At 69.5% G+C, this 15986-nt stretch carries 17 protein-coding genes and 1 pseudogene; 13 read left to right on the top strand and 5 right to left on the bottom strand.

Features of this window, described 5'->3' with window-relative positions:
• Positions 1 to 95: 95 nt before the first annotated feature.
• A complete protein-coding gene (locus AB5I40_RS42490; RefSeq protein WP_370935843.1) occupies positions 96 to 839 on the bottom strand; it encodes an SDR family NAD(P)-dependent oxidoreductase in 744 nt (247 codons plus the stop codon).
• Positions 840 to 962: 123 nt separating this feature from the next.
• On the opposite strand from AB5I40_RS42490, the gene AB5I40_RS42485 reads away from it, so the two are divergent.
• The 4 genes from AB5I40_RS42485 (at position 963) to AB5I40_RS42470 (ending at position 4206) form a co-directional block, all read left to right on the top strand.
• Complete coding sequence (locus AB5I40_RS42485) at positions 963 to 1571, top strand: TetR/AcrR family transcriptional regulator (RefSeq protein ID WP_370935842.1); 609 nt, start codon at positions 963 to 965, stop codon at positions 1569 to 1571.
• 80 nt (positions 1572 to 1651) lie between these two features.
• Complete coding sequence (locus tag AB5I40_RS42480) at positions 1652 to 3205, top strand: MDR family MFS transporter (RefSeq protein WP_370935841.1); 1554 nt, start codon at positions 1652 to 1654, stop codon at positions 3203 to 3205.
• A gap of 15 nt (positions 3206 to 3220) precedes the next feature.
• A complete protein-coding gene (locus AB5I40_RS42475; RefSeq protein WP_370935840.1) occupies positions 3221 to 3661 on the top strand; it encodes a sigma-70 family RNA polymerase sigma factor in 441 nt (146 codons plus the stop codon).
• Positions 3631 to 4206: a sigma factor-like helix-turn-helix DNA-binding protein gene (locus AB5I40_RS42470; protein WP_370935839.1), complete on the top strand. Its 576-nt coding sequence runs from the start codon at positions 3631 to 3633 to the stop codon at positions 4204 to 4206. The genes AB5I40_RS42475 and AB5I40_RS42470 overlap by 31 nt, the downstream gene beginning before the upstream one ends.
• A 226-nt stretch (positions 4207 to 4432) precedes the next feature.
• On the opposite strand, the gene AB5I40_RS42465 is transcribed toward AB5I40_RS42470, so the two are convergent.
• On the bottom strand, positions 4433 to 4702 hold the full coding sequence (locus tag AB5I40_RS42465) for a WhiB family transcriptional regulator (protein WP_037812602.1): 270 nt from the start codon (positions 4700 to 4702) through the stop codon (positions 4433 to 4435).
• A gap of 84 nt (positions 4703 to 4786) precedes the next feature.
• Here AB5I40_RS42465 and AB5I40_RS42460 point away from each other — a divergent pair.
• Both AB5I40_RS42460 and shbA read left to right on the top strand, forming a co-directional pair.
• Positions 4787 to 5560, top strand: a pseudogene (locus AB5I40_RS42460) (RNA polymerase sigma factor); the annotation flags it as partial.
• Between the two features lie 51 nt (positions 5561 to 5611).
• Positions 5612 to 6295: an RNA polymerase sigma factor ShbA gene (gene shbA / locus AB5I40_RS42455; protein WP_370940712.1), complete on the top strand. Its 684-nt coding sequence runs from the start codon at positions 5612 to 5614 to the stop codon at positions 6293 to 6295.
• On the opposite strand, the gene AB5I40_RS42450 is transcribed toward shbA, so the two are convergent.
• Positions 6269 to 7135 (bottom strand): LysR substrate-binding domain-containing protein, encoded by an 867-nt coding sequence (locus AB5I40_RS42450; protein ID WP_370935838.1) that lies wholly within the window; start codon positions 7133 to 7135, stop codon positions 6269 to 6271. The two genes, shbA and AB5I40_RS42450, sit on opposite strands and share 27 nt — an antisense overlap.
• Positions 7136 to 7235: 100 nt before the next feature.
• On the opposite strand from AB5I40_RS42450, the gene AB5I40_RS42445 reads away from it, so the two are divergent.
• Complete coding sequence (locus AB5I40_RS42445) at positions 7236 to 8261, top strand: bile acid:sodium symporter family protein (RefSeq protein WP_370935837.1); 1026 nt, start codon at positions 7236 to 7238, stop codon at positions 8259 to 8261.
• 10 nt (positions 8262 to 8271) lie between these two features.
• Here the strand turns inward: AB5I40_RS42445 and AB5I40_RS42440 are convergent, their stop codons facing one another.
• Both AB5I40_RS42440 and AB5I40_RS42435 read right to left on the bottom strand, forming a co-directional pair.
• Complete coding sequence (locus tag AB5I40_RS42440; protein WP_370935836.1) at positions 8272 to 10773, bottom strand: ABC transporter permease; 2502 nt, start codon at positions 10771 to 10773, stop codon at positions 8272 to 8274.
• Positions 10774 to 10776: 3 nt separating this feature from the next.
• Positions 10777 to 11556 carry an ABC transporter ATP-binding protein gene (locus AB5I40_RS42435; RefSeq protein WP_370935835.1) on the bottom strand — a complete coding sequence of 260 codons (780 nt, stop codon included), beginning with the start codon at positions 11554 to 11556 and terminating at the stop codon, positions 10777 to 10779.
• Positions 11557 to 11683: 127 nt separating this feature from the next.
• Between AB5I40_RS42435 and AB5I40_RS42430 the strand changes: the two genes are divergently transcribed.
• The 6 genes from AB5I40_RS42430 to AB5I40_RS42405 all read left to right on the top strand — a co-directional run bounded on the left by AB5I40_RS42430 (position 11684) and on the right by AB5I40_RS42405 (position 15963).
• Positions 11684 to 12919: a sensor histidine kinase gene (locus AB5I40_RS42430; RefSeq protein WP_370935834.1), complete on the top strand. Its 1236-nt coding sequence runs from the start codon at positions 11684 to 11686 to the stop codon at positions 12917 to 12919.
• A complete protein-coding gene (locus tag AB5I40_RS42425; protein ID WP_370935833.1) occupies positions 12907 to 13551 on the top strand; it encodes a response regulator transcription factor in 645 nt (214 codons plus the stop codon). Before AB5I40_RS42430 ends, AB5I40_RS42425 begins: the two co-directional genes overlap by 13 nt.
• Before the next feature lie 186 nt (positions 13552 to 13737).
• Entirely contained in the window at positions 13738 to 14286 is a 549-nt protein-coding gene (locus AB5I40_RS42420) for a DUF1062 domain-containing protein (protein WP_370935832.1), read from the top strand.
• A gap of 406 nt (positions 14287 to 14692) precedes the next feature.
• Positions 14693 to 15031, top strand: coding sequence for a WXG100 family type VII secretion target (locus AB5I40_RS42415; RefSeq protein ID WP_344284506.1), 339 nt, complete (start codon positions 14693 to 14695; stop codon positions 15029 to 15031).
• Between the two features lie 31 nt (positions 15032 to 15062).
• Entirely contained in the window at positions 15063 to 15362 is a 300-nt protein-coding gene (locus AB5I40_RS42410) for a WXG100 family type VII secretion target (RefSeq protein WP_037812613.1), read from the top strand.
• 46 nt (positions 15363 to 15408) lie between these two features.
• On the top strand, positions 15409 to 15963 hold the full coding sequence (locus AB5I40_RS42405; protein WP_370935831.1) for a hypothetical protein: 555 nt from the start codon (positions 15409 to 15411) through the stop codon (positions 15961 to 15963).
• Positions 15964 to 15986: the final 23 nt, after the last annotated feature.

The following is a 15986-nucleotide window of genomic DNA, read 5'->3' as shown; positions in this document are numbered from 1 at the left end:
CTGGGAATAGCCTGAGAAACCTGTCGCGAAGATGTGATGCTGCCCGTTCGGCCGAGTGTGCGGCGACAGCCGGTATCCCTTCGGGCACAGGGAGTTCAGCGCGGCATCCGCCGCCACATCGCGCGCGGCACGAACCGCATCGCCGCGAACACCAAGCGCAACACCCCCGGCACCCACACCACTTCCCGCCGTCGGCGCAACGCGGAAACTGTCGCGTCGGCAACCTGATCGGCGGTACTGGAGAACGGCGCGGGCGACATTCCTTCCGTCATCCGGCCGATCACGAAGCCCGGCCGAACGAGCAGCAGGTGCACGCCGGTGCCGTGCAGTGCGTCCGAGAGGCCCGAGGCGAACCCGTCGAGTCCTGCTTTCGCCGATCCGTACACGTAATTCGCCCGTCGCACTCGAATCCCGGCGACCGACGAGAAGACGACCAGGTTTCCGGAACCCTGAGTACGCAACAGTTCCGCCGTGTGAGTGAGCACGGACACCTGGGCGACGTAATCGGTGTGCACAATCGCGGTGGCGTGCGCGGCGTCGGTTTCCGCGCGGGCTTGATCGCCGAGGATGCCGAAAGCCAGCACGACCGTCTCGAGCGGGCCGTGTTCCTTGATGACGCGATCGAGCAGCGGGCGGTGTGCGGAGAGATCGTCGGCGTCGAAGTCCTCAGTCGCGACGGTCTCCGCGCCCGCTCCGCGCAGTTCGGCGGTCTGCGCCGCGAGGTCCGCGCCCGGCCTCGCGGCGAGCACGAACCGCTTCGCACCCCCACGCGCCAGCCGGACGGCCGCCGCCGTCCCGATTTCGCTGCGTCCGCCTAGTACCAGCACCGTTCCGCTCACGGTGGGTGAGTCTGCCAGCCCGCTCCGCTGACGACACGAGGTGTCCCGATTCGCCAGCACGGGGTGCCCTGGTTCACAAACTGCAACTTTGCAGACTCTGCAAGATCTCGCTACGCTGATCCGGTGTCCACTCCCGGTCTTCGCGAGCGCAAGAAGCTCGAAACCCACCGCACCATCGCGCTCGCGGCGCTCCGGCTGATCGACGAACATGGTCTGGACCAGGTCACCGTCGACGACATCGCCGCCGAAGCGGGCGTGTCCGCGCGCACGTTCTTCAACTACTTCGCGGTCAAAGAAGACGCCGTCCTCCTCGCGTACGCCGACCACGCGGAGCGGGCCGAGCGGACGATCGCCCGGTTCGTCGCGCAGCCGGACGGGATCGACGCCTTTCCGGCGTTCATCGCGACCGTCCGGGAGGACCTCGCGGACATCGAGCGGGACCGTGACGAATGGCTCACCCGGTTGCGCATCATCCACGGCGATCCGTCGCTGCTCATCCGGGCGACCGTGCTCAACTCCGGCTCGCGCGATCCGATGATCGCCGCGATCGCCCGGCGCAGCGGCACCGACGCGGAGAAGGACCTGTTCCCGTCGCTGCTGCTCGCGGTGGCGGGCGGAGTGCTCAACACCTCGCTCAGCCGCTGGGCCGCCCGGAACGGGGCCCAGCCGCTGCTCGAAATCTTCGACGAGGCCGCCGCCACCGCTGCCGCCGGCCTGCCCGACCCTCGCTGAGCCGTACCGCCGAGATCCTCGATCGCGGGACCCCGCGCTGCTCGAACTACCCTTCCCACCTGAGTCCGGAAAGGACTGTCATGTCCCTGTCCACCGCGGAACCGCCCGCCGCTTCCCCGGCGATGAGCCACCGGCAAGTGCTGCAGGCGATGTCCGGCCTGATGATGGGCATTTTCGTCGCCATCCTCGCGTCCACTGTGGTCGCGAACGCCCTGCCGCGGATCGTGTCCGAACTGGGCGGCAGCCAGTCGTCCTACACCTGGGTCGTCACCACCGAACTGCTCGCGATGACCGCGACCGTCCCGCTCTGGGGCAAGCTTTCCGACCTGTACAACAAGAAACTGCTGATCCAGCTCTCGCTCGGGCTGTTCGTGGTCGGCTCGCTGGTGGCCGGGTTCGCGCAGAACATCGACATCCTGATCCTCAGCCGGATCGCCCAGGGCATCGGCGGCGGCGGGCTCACCGCGCTCGCGCAGGTGATCATGGCGGCCATCGTTTCGCCGCGCGAGCTGGGCAAGTTCTCCGGCGTCTTCGGCGCGGTCTTCGCCGTCGGCACGGTCGCGGGCCCGCTGATCGGCGGGGTGCTCGTGGACACCTCCTGGCTCGGCTGGCGCTGGTGCTTCTTCCTCGGCGTTCCGTTCGCGATCGCGGCGATCCTGTTGCTGCAGCGCACTTTGGACCTGCCGACGCTGCGCCGTGAGGTGCACGTCGACTACCTCGGCGCGTTCCTGATCATGCTCGGCGTCTCGACGCTGCTGGTGTGGTCGTCGCTGGCCGGTTCGACTTTCGAGTGGGGTTCCTGGCAGACCGCGGTGCTCGTGCCGGTCGGCGTGCTCGTGCTGGTGCTCGCCGTGTGGGTGGAGTCGAAGGTGCGCGAGCCGGTCGTGCCGCTGGCGCTGTTCCGCAACCGCACGGTCACTCTCGCCACTGTCGCGAGCTTCCTGGTCGGCGTCGCGATGTTCGGCGGCACCGTGTTCCTGTCCCAGTATTTCCAGCTGGCGCTCGGCAAATCGCCGACGGTGGCCGGGCTGATGAGCCTGCCGATGATCTTCGGGCTGCTGGTGTCGTCCACCGTGTCCGGCCAGCTGATCAGCCGCACCGGCAAGTGGAAGCCGTTCCTGCTGCTCGGCGCGGTGCTGATGGCGGCGGGGCTCGGCCTGCTCGGGCTGATCGACGCGCACACCTCGCTGCTGGAGCTGAGCCTGTTCATGCTGGTGCTCGGCGTCGGCGTGGGCATGCTCAACCAGAACCTGGTGCTGGTCACACAGAACGACGTCCCCGCCGCCGATCTGGGCGCGGCGACCTCGACGCTGTCGTTCTTCCGCAGCCTCGGCGGGTCGATCGGCGTGAGCGCGCTCGGCGCGGTGCTGGCCAGCCGGGTCGGCACGCTCATCGCCGACGGGCTCGGGCCGGCCGCGTCCGCCGGGTCCGGCGGCGGGAAGGTGCCTGATCTGGCGCAGCTGCCCGCCCCGGTCGTGGCGGTAATCCGCGAGGCTTACGGAGTGGCGACCAGCGATCTCTTCTTGATCAGCGCGCCGATCGCGCTGCTCGTGGTGGTGGCGGTCGCGTTCCTGAAGCACTTGCCGCTCAAGACGAAGAGCGGCCTGGAACGGCTGGCGGACGAGGCGGCCTGAGCTACCGTCTGCTGGGTGACCAGCGACGAGGAGTTCGGCGCTCTGCTGATGCGGCACCGGCGCGAGATCCGCGTGCACTGCTACCGGATGAGCGGTTCGTTCGAGGAGGCCGAAGACCTCACCCAGGAGGCGTTTCTCCGGGCCTGGAAAGGCCGCAGCGGCTTCGCCGGCCGGGCGAGCGTGCGGACGTGGCTGTACCGGATCGCCACGAACGTCTGCCTCGACGCGCTCGCCCGGCGGCCGCGCCGCGCGCTGCCGGACGAACTTGGTCCGGCGGCCGACCCGGCGGGCGAGATCTCCGCGCTCGACGTGCCGTGGCTCGGCCCGTTTCCCGACCTGCTGCTCGACCCGCGGCGCCGGACGACACCGGCGCCGCGGTCGTCGAACGGGAGACCATCGAACTGGCGTTCCTCGCCACGATCCAGTTGCTCCCGCCGCGGCAGCGTGCCGCGCTGATCCTGCGCGACGTGCTCGATTGGTCCGCAAAGGACACTGCCGAACTGCTGGACACTTCGGTGGCCTCGGCGAACAGTGCACTGCAGCGGGGCAGGGAGACCTTGCGCACCAAACTGCCCGCCCGGCGCGCCGAATGGTCCGCTCCGGACAGCACGACCGCCGAGGAAACGGCACTGCTGCGGAAGTTCATCGCCGCGTACGAATCGGCAGACGTGCAGGCCGTGGCCGCGGTGCTGAGCGAGGACGCGCGTGCGGTGATGCCGCCGTACTCGTTGTGGTTCGACAGTCGCGATCGGATTCTCGGCGCACTCGGGCCGAGTTTCGATCCGCGGTCGCCGTACTACCGGGGCAGTTTCCGGATGGTGCCGGTGCGGGCGAACCGGCAGCCCGCCGTCGCCGGATATCTGCGGCGGCCCGGCGAATCGGTTTATCGCGCTTTCGGCGTCTGCGTGCTCACCGTGCGAAACGGACTGGTCACGGCGATGGCCGCGTTCGAAACGGCGGCATTGGCGCCGTACGGACTCGCCGAAACGTTCGAAGAATAAGGCGCCGATGATTGCCGATCCGGCTGCCGCCACGGCGGAAACCGGTCGCCCCGCGCGGATCGGCGGCGGCCGCAACCGGTCGGATCAGCAATGAAAAACGCCCGGGCGGCGATCGCTGGTGTGCGATCGCCGCCCGGGCGCAACCACCGAGTTCCGGGCTTTTGCCGGTCGTGGTGGGGGAAACTGCTAGCGCCCTCGCCGCCGGGAAGTGGTCACCGGCTCGCGGTCAGGCGACTCGATGCCGTGCGGCGGCGGAGCCGGTTCGCACCAGCTTCCGGCGCTCCAGCTCGGTGGTTCCCCCGAAGATCCCGTTGCCGAGACCGTTGTCGAGAGCATAGGAAAGGCATTCCGCGCGGACCGGGCATCGCGCGCAGACCGCCTTGGCCTTCGCGACCTGCTGCGCCCCCGGACCCATGTCGGAAATCGGGAAGAACAGTTCCGGGTCCTCGTCCTGGCACGCCGCGCGGGCGAGCCAGCTGGTGGCCGTGAGTTCCATTGTTGCTTTTCACCTCCTGTCCTCATTGTCGAACCGTGGTCAACCGACTTCTCCGCGCGCACGGGCACGCCATGCCTTCGGAGGGTGTTCGGTGGGCTTTTCGGCCGAACCGCCCCGGGCCGCGAAGGACCCGGCGGACGACCGGCTTTCCAAGTTACCACCGATCACCGTCCGCGCGGGAAATTTCGATTCAGCTCACATCGCGGACGCGGTTGCCGCCGGGCGTGCTACGGCCCCCTCGTGCGCCGCCTGCCGGGGCCGAAGAGTCCGGGTTTTCCTTTTCCGCGCGCCATTTCCCCCTTCCGCCGCCGTCGCGGGCGAAGCGCCCGTCCGAGTCAGGTACCCGTCAGTCCCGGCCTTAACCACATTTCCGTGACCGGATCGTTACATCCCACGGGCGCGCCACCGCACCTGTTCGACAGGGGCCGGGTTCGGGAGGGGGTGCGCGTGGCGGGGTTCGACGGCTTTTTCCGGGGCGATTTCCCTCGCCTCGTGGCGTTCCTGTGCGCGGGCGGGCTCGGGCCGGGCACCGCGCGCGAGGTGGCGGTGGAGGCGTTCGTCCAGGAAACCGGGACGTGGCCGCCGCCGGGCGACCCGCGCGTGGCGGTGCGGCTCACCGCCGCCCGGCTGGCCGCCGAGCAGACGTGGTTCGACGGCGGCGCCCCGTCCGCGGAGCCGCCGGGCGACCGGCTGGCCGCGGTCGTGGAGAAGAACGCACGCGGGGTCGAACTGCTCTCGACGCTGCCGGAAACCCAGCGCACGGTGCTGACGTGGTCGCTCGACGGGTTCTCGCCCGCCGCGATCGCGTCGGCGCTCGGCATGGCGGGCACCACAGTCCGCTCGAACCTGCGGCACGCCCGGGAACGCCTGAAACACCGGCTCGGCCTGGCCGGGCGCGAGGAGGCCCTGATGACCGCACTGCGCGAAGCCGATGCCGCACTGGTCGGCGCGTTGCGCTCGGCGCTCGACGTCGAGGAAGCGCTGACCCGGGTGAAAACCGAGGCGTCCGCCTTGGCCGCACCGCGAGTCCCAGCCGGCCGCTTCGGCTTCGACGGCCCGGTGCGCGCCGCGGTAGAGGGCGATCCGGATGCGGCGCAAGACCTGCTCGCCTCGGTGCAGCCGCTGATCGTGCGCTACTGCCGGGCTCGATTAGGCGGAGCCGATGCATATTCCTCGGCAGACGATGTGGCGCAGGAAGTCTGCCTGGCGTTGCTGACCGCGCTGCCGGGTTATCGGCATCAGGGGCGGCCGTTTCTCGCTTTCGTTTACGGGATCGCGCAGCACAAGGTGGCTGACGCGCATCGGGCGCACGCGCGCAATCGGACGGACCCGATGGCGGAGCTGCCGGAGGCGGTTGATCTTGCTGACGGGCCGGAGGAGCGGGCGTTGCGGACTGAGTTGAATCGGCAGCTGGCTCGGTTGCTGCAGTTGTTGCCGGAGAGACAGCGGGAGATTGTGCTGCTGCGGGTCGTCGTCGGGCTCTCTGCGGAGGAAGCGGCGGAAGCGGTCAGCTCGACGCCGGGGGCGGTTCGGGTGGCGCAGCACCGGGCGTTGTTGCGGCTTCGCTCAGCTCTCGAACGACGGCGTCGCTGACCCGATCCGCGCCACCACGAACTCCGCCAACGCCGCCGCCGGGCCCTCGCTGCCGTCGCGCGACAGCAGGATGAAATCGACGTCGCCCGGGTCCGGAAGGCCGAGTTCGGCAGGCAATTCGACCAGATCGGACGGCACCAGGCTCCGCGCGTGCACCGTGATCCCCAGCCCGGCGGCCGCCGCCGCGCGCAGGCCGGTCAGGCTGGACGTCAGGCAGGCGGCCCGCCATTCCAGGCCCGCGCGTTCCAGCGTTTCCACCGCCAGCTGACGGGTGACCGACGGCATCGGGTACTGCACCAGCGGCACCGGCTGGCCGGGTGTGAGGTCCGTCGCCGCCGAGCCGATCCACACCAGCGGTTCCCGGCGCAGCAGCCGTCCGGGGCCGGGCGCGCCCGGGCGGCGTTTGCCGAGCACCAGGTCGAGGCGGCCGTCGGCGATGCGGCGGGCGAGCACATCGGACAGTTCCACGTGCAGTTCCACGTCCACCAGCGGATGGCTTTCCCGCAGCCGCCGCAGGATTTCCGGCAGCTCGCCGAGCGCGAAGTCCTCGGACACGCCGAACCGGACCCGGCCGCGCACCTGTGCGCCGCGGAAATGCCGGGCCGCGCGGTCCTCGGTGTCCACAATGGTCTGCGCGAATCCGAGCATCGCCTGGCCGCGCGCGGTCAGGTCGACCGCGTGCGTGTCCCGGGCGAACAGCAAACCGCCGGCTTCGGACTCGAGCCGCCGGATGTGCTGGCTGATTGTGGGCTGCCCCACACCCAAGCGCCTCGCCGCCGCGGTGAAGCTGCGGGTTTCCGCCACAGCAAGGAAAGAACGGCACAACCGCGGATCCAGCATGCGTCACATCTTATCGGCTTTCGCAATGGCAGTCAGTACGGTCATCGGGGTTCCGAATGACCGACGGCGACGAGAGAATGGCCGGGAAAGGAGATCCACCGTGCTCGCTTCGTTCGCCCGCCCCGTCTCGGCTTTGCTCGCCAAGCTGCGGATCGACCCCTTCATCGCCCTGATCCTCGTCACCGTAGGCATCGCCTCGCTGCTGCCGGCGTCCGGCGCGGTCGCCACCGGGTTCGGCGTCGCGACGAAGATCGCGGTCGGGATGCTGTTCTTCCTTTACGGCGCAAGGCTTTCCAGTCAGGAAGCGGTCGAGGGGATGCGGCACTGGCGGTTGCACGTCACGGTGCTCTGCGCCACTTTCGTGCTTTTCCCGCTGCTGGGGCTCGCCGCGTCGTTCCTCTCCCCCGGGCTGCTGACGTCGCCGCTGTACACCGGCGTGCTGTTCCTCTGCCTGCTGCCGTCGACCGTGCAGTCGTCGATCGCGTTCACCTCGATCGCGAAGGGCAACGTCGCGGCGGCGATCTGCAGCGCGTCGCTGTCCAACCTGCTCGGCATCGTGCTGACGCCGCTGCTCGTCGCGCTGCTGCTGGCCACCGACGGACCGGGCGTGAGCGGTTCGGCGGTGCTGGACATCGTGCTGCAGCTGCTGGTGCCGTTCGTCGCCGGGCAGCTCGCGCGCCGCTGGATCGGCGGCTGGGTGCAGCGGCATTCCGCGCCGCTGAAGATCGTCGACCGCGGTTCGATCCTGCTGGTGGTGTACACCGCGTTCAGCGAGGGCATGACCGAGGGCATCTGGCACCAGCTGGACGTCGGCCCGCTGCTCGCGCTCGTCGCGGTCTGCTGCGTCCTGCTGGCGGCCGTGCTCGGCGCGACAAGCGGCGGCGCGAGGCTGCTCGGATTCGACCGCGCCGACCGGATCACGATCATGTTCTGCGGTTCGAAGAAGAGCCTCGCGAGCGGCCTCCCGATGGCGACGGTGCTGTTCGGGCACGCCGAGGTCGGGCTGATCGTGCTGCCGCTGATGCTGTTCCACCAGATTCAGCTGATCGTGTGCGCGGCGATGGCGCGCCGCTACGCCCGGCAGACCGCCGCGGAGGAACCGGGGGAACTCGCCGCGGTCGGGTGACTCACACCGGCTACTCGCGCATGCCGATCGCGTCCACCGGCCGGGCGCGCAGCGCGAACTTCGCGGGCACCAGCACCGACGCGGCGCCCACCAGCGCGGTCGCGGCGACGATCCCCAGGTACAGCAACGGCGGAATGCTCGGAACCGGCGACCCGGTGAGGCCGAAGCTCACCGTGGCCAAGGGGATCAGCGGGACCGCCGAGCCCACCGCCACCGCGATCAGCACCACCGTCAAGGCCTCGATCCGCAGCACCTTCAGCACCTGGTCCCGCGTCATCCCGACCAGCCGCAGCAGGGCGAACTCGCGCGTCCGGGCCAGCGTGGTCATCACCAGCGTGTTCGCCACCGCCAGCGCGATGTACGCGAAGACCAGCACGAGCGGCAACGCGCTGCTCAGCACGGAAGCAGTCGCCGCGTCGCGTTGTTCTTCGGACAGGCCCGCCTTCTCGGACACGGTCAATCCCGGATATTTCCCGGACAGGCTCGCCAGATTTGCCTCTGGGCGGGCCCGGACGAGGATCTGCTGGTCCAACTGCCGGGAGCTGTGTGCGAACACGTCCTCGTGCGCCAGGGTGACGTCGCCGAATCCCATTCCTCGCTGATAGATCGCGACGACGGCCGGGGTCGCGGCGAAGCCGTCCGGGAGGGTCAGTTTGATTTGCTCGCCGACTTTGCCGCCCAGGGTGCTCGCCGCGTTGGCACTCAGGGCGACCTTTCCCGGCGCCAGGTCGGCGAGGTTTCCGGACGAGACACCAAGGTCCATCGTGCGGGAAGCGTTGTCGACGGTGATGCCTTGCGCGGGAAACTCAAAGATTTCCGGCGAATCGAGCACCTTCGTCGAGGCGAACACCTGCACGCGCGTCACGCCGGTCGCGGCCTCCACGCCGGGCAATGCGGCGGCATCCCGGACGGCGTCGGCAGGCAGGCCGCCCTCCGAGCCGGTGAGCGTGTACTGCGCGGTGATCCCTTCGTCGGCCTGGTCGGCAGCCGCGGCACCGAGGGTGGCGGGGATGAACAACTGCACGCAGGCGAACCCGATCGCGAGCACGAGCGGTCCGATCCCGGCGGCCAGCCGACGCGCGTTCGCTCGCGTATTGGCGGCGGCCAGGTAGCCGTATTCCTTGAACCGCCGGGTGATCGGCTTGGCCAGCAACCGCGTCGCGAACGCCGCCACCGGCGGAGCCAGCAGCAGGACCGCAACGATCATGATCAACCCGCCGCTGCCCGCGCCCATCACCGCGAAGACGCCGGAGAAAAACACCGGGAGCAGCGACGCGGCCAAGCCGAGCAGCAACAACAGCACACCGAGCGTCCGACGGCCGCCGCTGATTCCCGGTTGCTCGGCTGCGGCGTCGCTCAAGGCCTCGACCGGTCGCACCGACGAGGCTTTCCATGCCACTGCGAACGTCGCGATTTGCGCCGTCGCCATCCCGGCCAGCACTGCGACGAGCATCGGCAGAATACCGACGGAGAAAGAGAAATCGCTCGGCACGACGCCGATCAGGACAAGCGCACCGCGCAGCAGTTGCGCGGCGAGAATCCCTGGCAGGCACCCGATCGCCGATGCCACGACCGACAGCACCAGCGCTTCCGCGGCGAGCATTTTCCAAATCTGGCGCGGAGTCGCCGCGATCGCGCGCAGCACGGCCAATTCGCGGCGGCGCTGGTGGACGCTCAACGCGAGAGTGCTTGCTACGACCAGAATCGCGATCAGCAGCACGGTGCCGCCGAGCGAACCCGCGATCTCCTGCAGCGTGCTGCGCGCCGAGGCGACGTCGGGGTTCTCGATCCGGCTCCGGTCGTCTCCCGTGGTCACCTCCGCGGCGGAACCCAGCTGCGAGGTCAGCCGGTCGGCCAGCTCGTCGGGATCGACGCCAGGCCGGGGAAACACCCCGACGGCGTCCACTCGATCGCCGCGTCCGGCCAAGCTTTCCGCTTCCTCATCAGCGAAAAACACACCGGGAGTGCGGAGGTCTCCGTCCACACCGGACAGTTTCGCCACGCCTACGACGCGATAGTCGGCGGCGGCTTTGGTCGTCTGGATCCGGGCGACAGCTCCGGGCTCCTTGGCCAGTCCGGCGTCCAGCACGACCTCGCCCGGCCGTTGCGGTTCGCGGCCGTCGATGAGATCGAACGGACCCAGCCGGGCGCTCGACCACGGATGTCCGGTGGCAGTCGTATCGCCCAGCACCGCGGGAAAACTCAGGTCCGGCACCACCGAGGCGACGCCGTCGGTCCCGGCGATCTTCCGCACCGTTTCGCGCGTCAGCGGAGCCGGTTCCTTGAGCGTCTTGGACTTGGTCTTGCCGTTTTCCTGCACCTCAAACGATTTCGCACCGCCGACGACCACCGGCGCCCCGGCATACCGCTGCGGCGCCACCCCGGCTTCCGCCCCGGACTGCAAGAGAATGCCGAACGCGGTGACCAGCATGGCCGCGCCGAGAAGAGCGACGAACGCACCCGCGAAACCGGAAGCACGTCCGCGCAGCGTTTTGACCGCGAGTTCGAACACCGCTCACCACTCCCCGAGCGTGGTCATCCGCTCCGCCACGCGGTCCGGGGCGGGTTCGGTCATCTCGTCGGCAAGCGCACCGTCGGCGAGGAAGACCACGCGGTGCGCGTAGGACGCAGCGACCGGATCGTGCGTCACCATGATCACCGTCTGGCCGGTCTCGTCCACGAGCTTCCGCAGCAGTTCGAGCACCTGACGGCCGGTCCTGGTGTCGAGCGCGCCGGTCGGCTCGTCGGCGAACACCACCTCGGGCCGCGGCGCGAGCGCGCGGGCGATCGCCACCCGCTGCTGCTGGCCGCCGGACAGCTGCGCCGGACGCCGGTCCAGCCGGTCAGCGAGCCCGACCCACCACACGACCTCCTCCAGCCAGGCCCGGTCGGGAGTCAGCCCGGCCATCCGCATCGGGAGCGAGATGTTGTCCGCGACGGTCAGCGACGTCAGCAGGTTGTAGGCCTGGAACACGAACCCGACCCGCTCGCGGCGGAGCACGGTCAGCGCGGTCTCGTCCAGCCCGGCCAGGTCCGTGCCGCCGAGCAGCACCGTTCCGCTGGTCGGCCGGTCCAACCCGGCCGCGCAGTGCAGGAAGGTGCTCTTGCCCGCGCCGGACGGGCCCATCACCGCGGTGAACGACCCTCGCCCGAACTGGACAGTCAGGTCGCGCAGCGCGGTCACCTCGCCCGCGCCGGAACCGTAGGTCTTGCGCACCGAGCGCAGCGAGACCACGTCGTCCGGCGGGGCTCCGGTCTCGGCCAGTGCCGGGCGTTGCCGTTTCTCGCGTGCCACTTCGTCCTCCGGGTGCGGTGATCTTGCTTGTCCCGGACGCTACGGAGCCGGGAACCCGCCGGACAGCACGTATCCTGCAGATCCGAGGTGCAGAAAACTGCACCCGCGAAGCTTCCGAGGGGGTCGGATGGAGCCGGTGCGCGCGGACCGGTTCCGGGGCTACTTCGCCGGGTTCGGCACTTCCTTCCGCTACCTCGCCGTCGGCGCCGCGGTGGGTCTCGTCGGCCTGCTGCTCTTCTGGCTGACCGCTGGCAGCCTGCTGCTGAGCCTGGTCGGGATCGGGCTGCCGCTGCTGGTCCTGCTCGTCCCGCTGCTGCGCCGGTACGCCCGCGCGCAACGGAAACGGGTCGAGCGCCTGCTGGGCACGCCGGTCGGCGAGAAGTACGCGGCACCCAGTTCACCGCTCGGCGTGCTCAAAGACCGGGCGGTCTGGAAGGACCTGGCGTTCCTCACGGCCAACACCCTCGTCGGCACCCCGCTGTGTTTCCTGGGGCTGAGCCTGCTGTCCGGCGCGCTTTGCTGGGGCACCGCGCCCATCTGGTGGACTCTCCTGCCGCCAGCCGCACACCTCACGTTCCGTCCGGTCACCAGCTGGCCCGAGGCGTTCGGCGCGACCGGCATCGGCCTCCTGTACGCCGCTGGGCTGGTCCTTCTGGTGCCGCTGCTGGCCCGTGGGCACGCGATGCTCGCCCGGGCGTTGCTGCGTCCGCCGCGCGGCAGCAGGCAGGCCCGCCGGATCGAAGAGCTGACCGTCACCCGGGCGGAGGCCCTCGAAGCGCACGGTGCCGAGCTGCGGCGGATCGAACGGGACCTGCACGACGGCACCCAGGCCGGGCTCGTCGCCATCTCGCTCCGGCTCGGGTTGATCAAGCACGCCCTGCAGAATCAGCCCGCCAGCGCGCTCAGCCTGGTCGACGACGCGCAGGAGCTGACCGAGCATTCGCTGGCCTCGCTGCGCACGATCGTCCGCGGGATCTATCCCCCGCTGCTGACCGACCGCGGCCTGGTCGGCGCGGTGCAAGCGCTGGCGTCGAGCAGTGCGATCCCGGTCGAGGTCGGCGTCTCCGGCACCGGGCAGGCCCCGGCCGCGGTGGAGGCGGCGGCCTACTTCGTGGTCGCCGAGGCGCTGACGAACATCGCCAAGCACAGCGGGGCCGACCGGGCGTGGATTACGCTCGCGCTCGACCAGGAGAGGATCAGGATCACTGTGCGGGACAACGGAAAGGGCGGTGCCGCGGAGAACTTCGGCACCGGGCTGGCGGGGATCCGCCGCCGGGTCGCGGCCTTCGACGGCGGGTTCGAGCTGAGCAGTCCCGAAGGCGGCCCGACGGTGCTGCGGGCGGAGCTGCCGTGCGTGTCGTGATCGCCGACGACAACGCCTTCATCCGGGAAGGCCTGGCGTTGATGCTGTCCACGGTCGGCCACGAGGTGTGCGCCGTGCTGGAGCGCGGGCCGGACGTGCTGCCCGCGTTGCTGGAGCACCGGCCCGACCTCGCTGTCCTGGACGTCCGGCTGCCGCCGGGCTTCACCGACGAGGGGCTGCGGGCGGCCGCCGCGGCGCGCGAGGAAATCACGGGGATGCCGGTGCTGATGCTGTCGCAGTACGTCGAGCACGCCTACGCGGCCGAACTGCTGGCCGGCGGTGCGTCCGGGGTCGGCTACCTGCTGAAGGACCGGGTCGGGCGGATCGAGGAATTCCGCGACGCCATGGACCGGGTCGCCGCGGGCGGCACGGTGATGGACCCGGAGGTCGTCTCGCAGCTGATGGCGCGGCGGCGGGCGGCAAACGCGCTCGACGTGCTCAGCCCCCGCGAACGCGAGGTGCTCGCGCTGATGGCCGAGGGCCACGGCAACGGCGCGATCGCCGGGAAGCTGTTCATCGCGGAAACGTCGGTGAACAAGCACGTGGGCAACATCTTCGCCCGGCTCGGTCTGTCCGCGGGCACCGGCGACCACCGGCGGGTGCGGGCCGTGCTCGCCTATCTCAACGCCTGACCCGGCCCGAAAACCAGTGGAGCCGCGCCCGCGCCCGCAGCTACTGTCGCCCGACCAGTGTCGGCTAGGCGAGGACGTGCCGTTGTACATCGCGTGAGGCATCCCAAGCTCTGATCCCGTCGCGCGCCGCGTTATGCGCCGCGCTTCTTCGTGCTGCGGAATTCTCACTGGAATCGGTGTACTCCTGTGCTCTATCACTGGACAGTCCTGCCCACTTGCCTGCCGCTCGTCCGGCGGCGCTGCCACACGTGCGCGTCCGGAACCTTCCGGGCCGACGGCAAGTTCCGGGTCAACGCCCATCACAAACTCATCGACGCCTGGCTCCTCGTGCTCTGTACCGGCTGCGGGGAAACGGCGAAACTCACCGTGTTCGAACGGGCGAAGGTGCGCTCGGTCAGCCCGGTTTTGCTGGACCGCTTGCACCACAACGATCCCGGCCTCGCCGCCGAACTGCTCCAGGACCCGGTCCTGCTGCGGCGCAACCGCGTCGCGCTCGACTGGGACGGCGCCTGGCGGCTCGACACCGGTGGTTCGGACCACTTGGACCAGGACGCGATCGACGTCTCGGTCGGCTTCGCGGCCCGGATCCCGGTCCGGCCGGTGCGGCTGATCGCCGAAGGCTGCGGGCTGGCTCGGGCCGAGGTCGAGCGGTTGCTCTCCGGCGGGAAGGTGGTGTCGGGAGTCCGGCTGAGCGGCAAGCTCTCCGGCGACTTCGCCTTCACGCTCAAGTACTGAGCCGAGTCCGTGCGGGGAACTCTGAGTCTCTCAGAGTTCCCCGCCCGGGCCGCTGTCTGTCCACAACGGACTCCGCAAGTCCACTCCCGACTTCCGCTCGCATGAGCGCGAACCGCGAACCCGGGCACCAGCGCTGCCTGAACGGGCAATCGTGCGTAACCGGATCGCGCGGAAAGCGTTGCCGCAGCTCAGTGCCCCCCGGGTGGAGGAGCGGCTTGCCCCGCCGTCCGCGCACTGGTGTTCAGAAGGGAACAACGCGGCGACAACCCGTAGACCGGCGCTTACCGTAAGTCCGCAGTCTCCCCCGTGCTCTGTCGTATCGGCCGAACGAAGGGCATCCGCGGCGACGTCGGCGGCCTGGCATGCCAGTCCGTCATATCCGGAGAACCCGACCAGAGGAGAAAGCATGGCTTCGCAGGACGGCGCCCGCGTCGACACCAGCGTCATGCGCAAGGGCGCGCAGACGATCAGCGACACCGGGCAGAACATCACCGGGGTGAACCAGAAGGTCGACGGCACCATGCAGACGCTGTTCGGCACCTGGCGCTCGGACTCGGCGAACGTGTTCAACCAGGCCATGGGCCAGTTCGACCAGACGGTCCGCAAGATCGTGCAGAAGCTGGACGAGCTTTCGCAGAACGTGCAGACCTCGGCGAGCGAGTACGACAGCCGGGACTCGGACAACACCTCCACCGCCAACAACGCCGCCACGGTCATCGGCGGCGGCGGCCTGCAGGGCTTCTGATCCCCTTCCCTCCCACGAAAGGACGCTTCCCATGGCTTTGGGCCAGTTCCAGATCAGCTTCGCGACCATGCAGGACACCGTCGGGCAGGCGAAGCAGCAGTCGAACCAGATCACCGAACTGCTGGACCAGATGAAGGCGGTCATCGAGGGCCAGCGCGAAAACTGGACCGGTGTCGCGGCGGACATGTTCCACGAGACCTACAACTACTGCCACCAGGCGGCGCTCACCCTGCCGCAGGCGCTCGACGCCGCCGCGCAGACCCTCGGCCAGATCAACGAGGGCACCTCGAACACCGAGGGCAACAACGCCAAGCGGTTCGCCGCGAACTGACGCCGCCGTCGCGGGCGCAACTGACCTGAAAGGAGGGTGACCGGCCATGGTCGCGTTGGGTGACACCAACTACGGGATGAACAACGATTCGTCCGACAAGCACCAGACCACTTCGGACGACGGCAAGTTCCACAGTCCGGGCGACCAGACTCCCCCGGATGTGAAGAACGAGTGGATCCCGCCGGGCGACGTCGGCAAGCCGCCGCCGGTGCCGGGCGGTTCCGAGCATCCGGGCAAGGGCGTCACCGCGGTCAACACCGAGGCGATGCGCACGTTCGCGAAGAACCTGCAGACGCTCGCGGACGGGCCGCTGAAGGACCTGCCGGCGAAACTCGACGGCATCCAGCTCAAGCCCGGGGTGTTCCTGACGGCGCAGAACAAGATCTTCACGCCGATCCAGGGCGCGAACTCGCTGCGGGACACCACCCGCACCGCGATCCACGACCTCTGCAAAGCGCTCGACGAGGTGGCGGACGCGGTGAACAAGGCTTCGAAGGCGTACGACAACGCCGACGAGGTCAACAAGATGTCGGCCGACGACTACAACCAGTACTTCAACACAGTCAGCGGCCACATCACCGGCGCCGGTCAGAAACCCTGACCGGACGGGCGGCGGTCTTTCCC

The sequence above is a fragment of the Amycolatopsis sp. cg13 genome (genome assembly GCF_041346965.1).
Classification (GTDB): domain Bacteria; phylum Actinomycetota; class Actinomycetes; order Mycobacteriales; family Pseudonocardiaceae; genus Amycolatopsis.
The sequence above is the reverse complement of the archived record's forward strand: the minus strand, read 5'-3'. Positions and strand labels throughout refer to the sequence as shown.

Excerpts from the sequence above, each read along its gene's own strand:
- AB5I40_RS42480 (WP_370935841.1), top strand. The coding sequence starts at position 1,652 with ATGTCCCTGTCCACCGCGGAACCGCCCGCCGCTTCCCCGGCGATGAGC.
- AB5I40_RS42465 (WP_037812602.1), bottom strand. The coding sequence starts at position 4,702 with ATGGAACTCACGGCCACCAGCTGGCTCGCCCGCGCGGCGTGCCAGGAC.
- shbA (WP_370940712.1), top strand. The coding sequence starts at position 5,612 with ATGACCGCACTGCGCGAAGCCGATGCCGCACTGGTCGGCGCGTTGCGC.
- AB5I40_RS42450 (WP_370935838.1), bottom strand. The coding sequence starts at position 7,135 with ATGCTGGATCCGCGGTTGTGCCGTTCTTTCCTTGCTGTGGCGGAAACC.
- AB5I40_RS42430 (WP_370935834.1), top strand. The coding sequence starts at position 11,684 with ATGGAGCCGGTGCGCGCGGACCGGTTCCGGGGCTACTTCGCCGGGTTC.
- AB5I40_RS42415 (WP_344284506.1), top strand. The coding sequence starts at position 14,693 with ATGGCTTCGCAGGACGGCGCCCGCGTCGACACCAGCGTCATGCGCAAG.
- AB5I40_RS42410 (WP_037812613.1), top strand. The coding sequence starts at position 15,063 with ATGGCTTTGGGCCAGTTCCAGATCAGCTTCGCGACCATGCAGGACACC.
- AB5I40_RS42405 (WP_370935831.1), top strand. The coding sequence starts at position 15,409 with ATGGTCGCGTTGGGTGACACCAACTACGGGATGAACAACGATTCGTCC.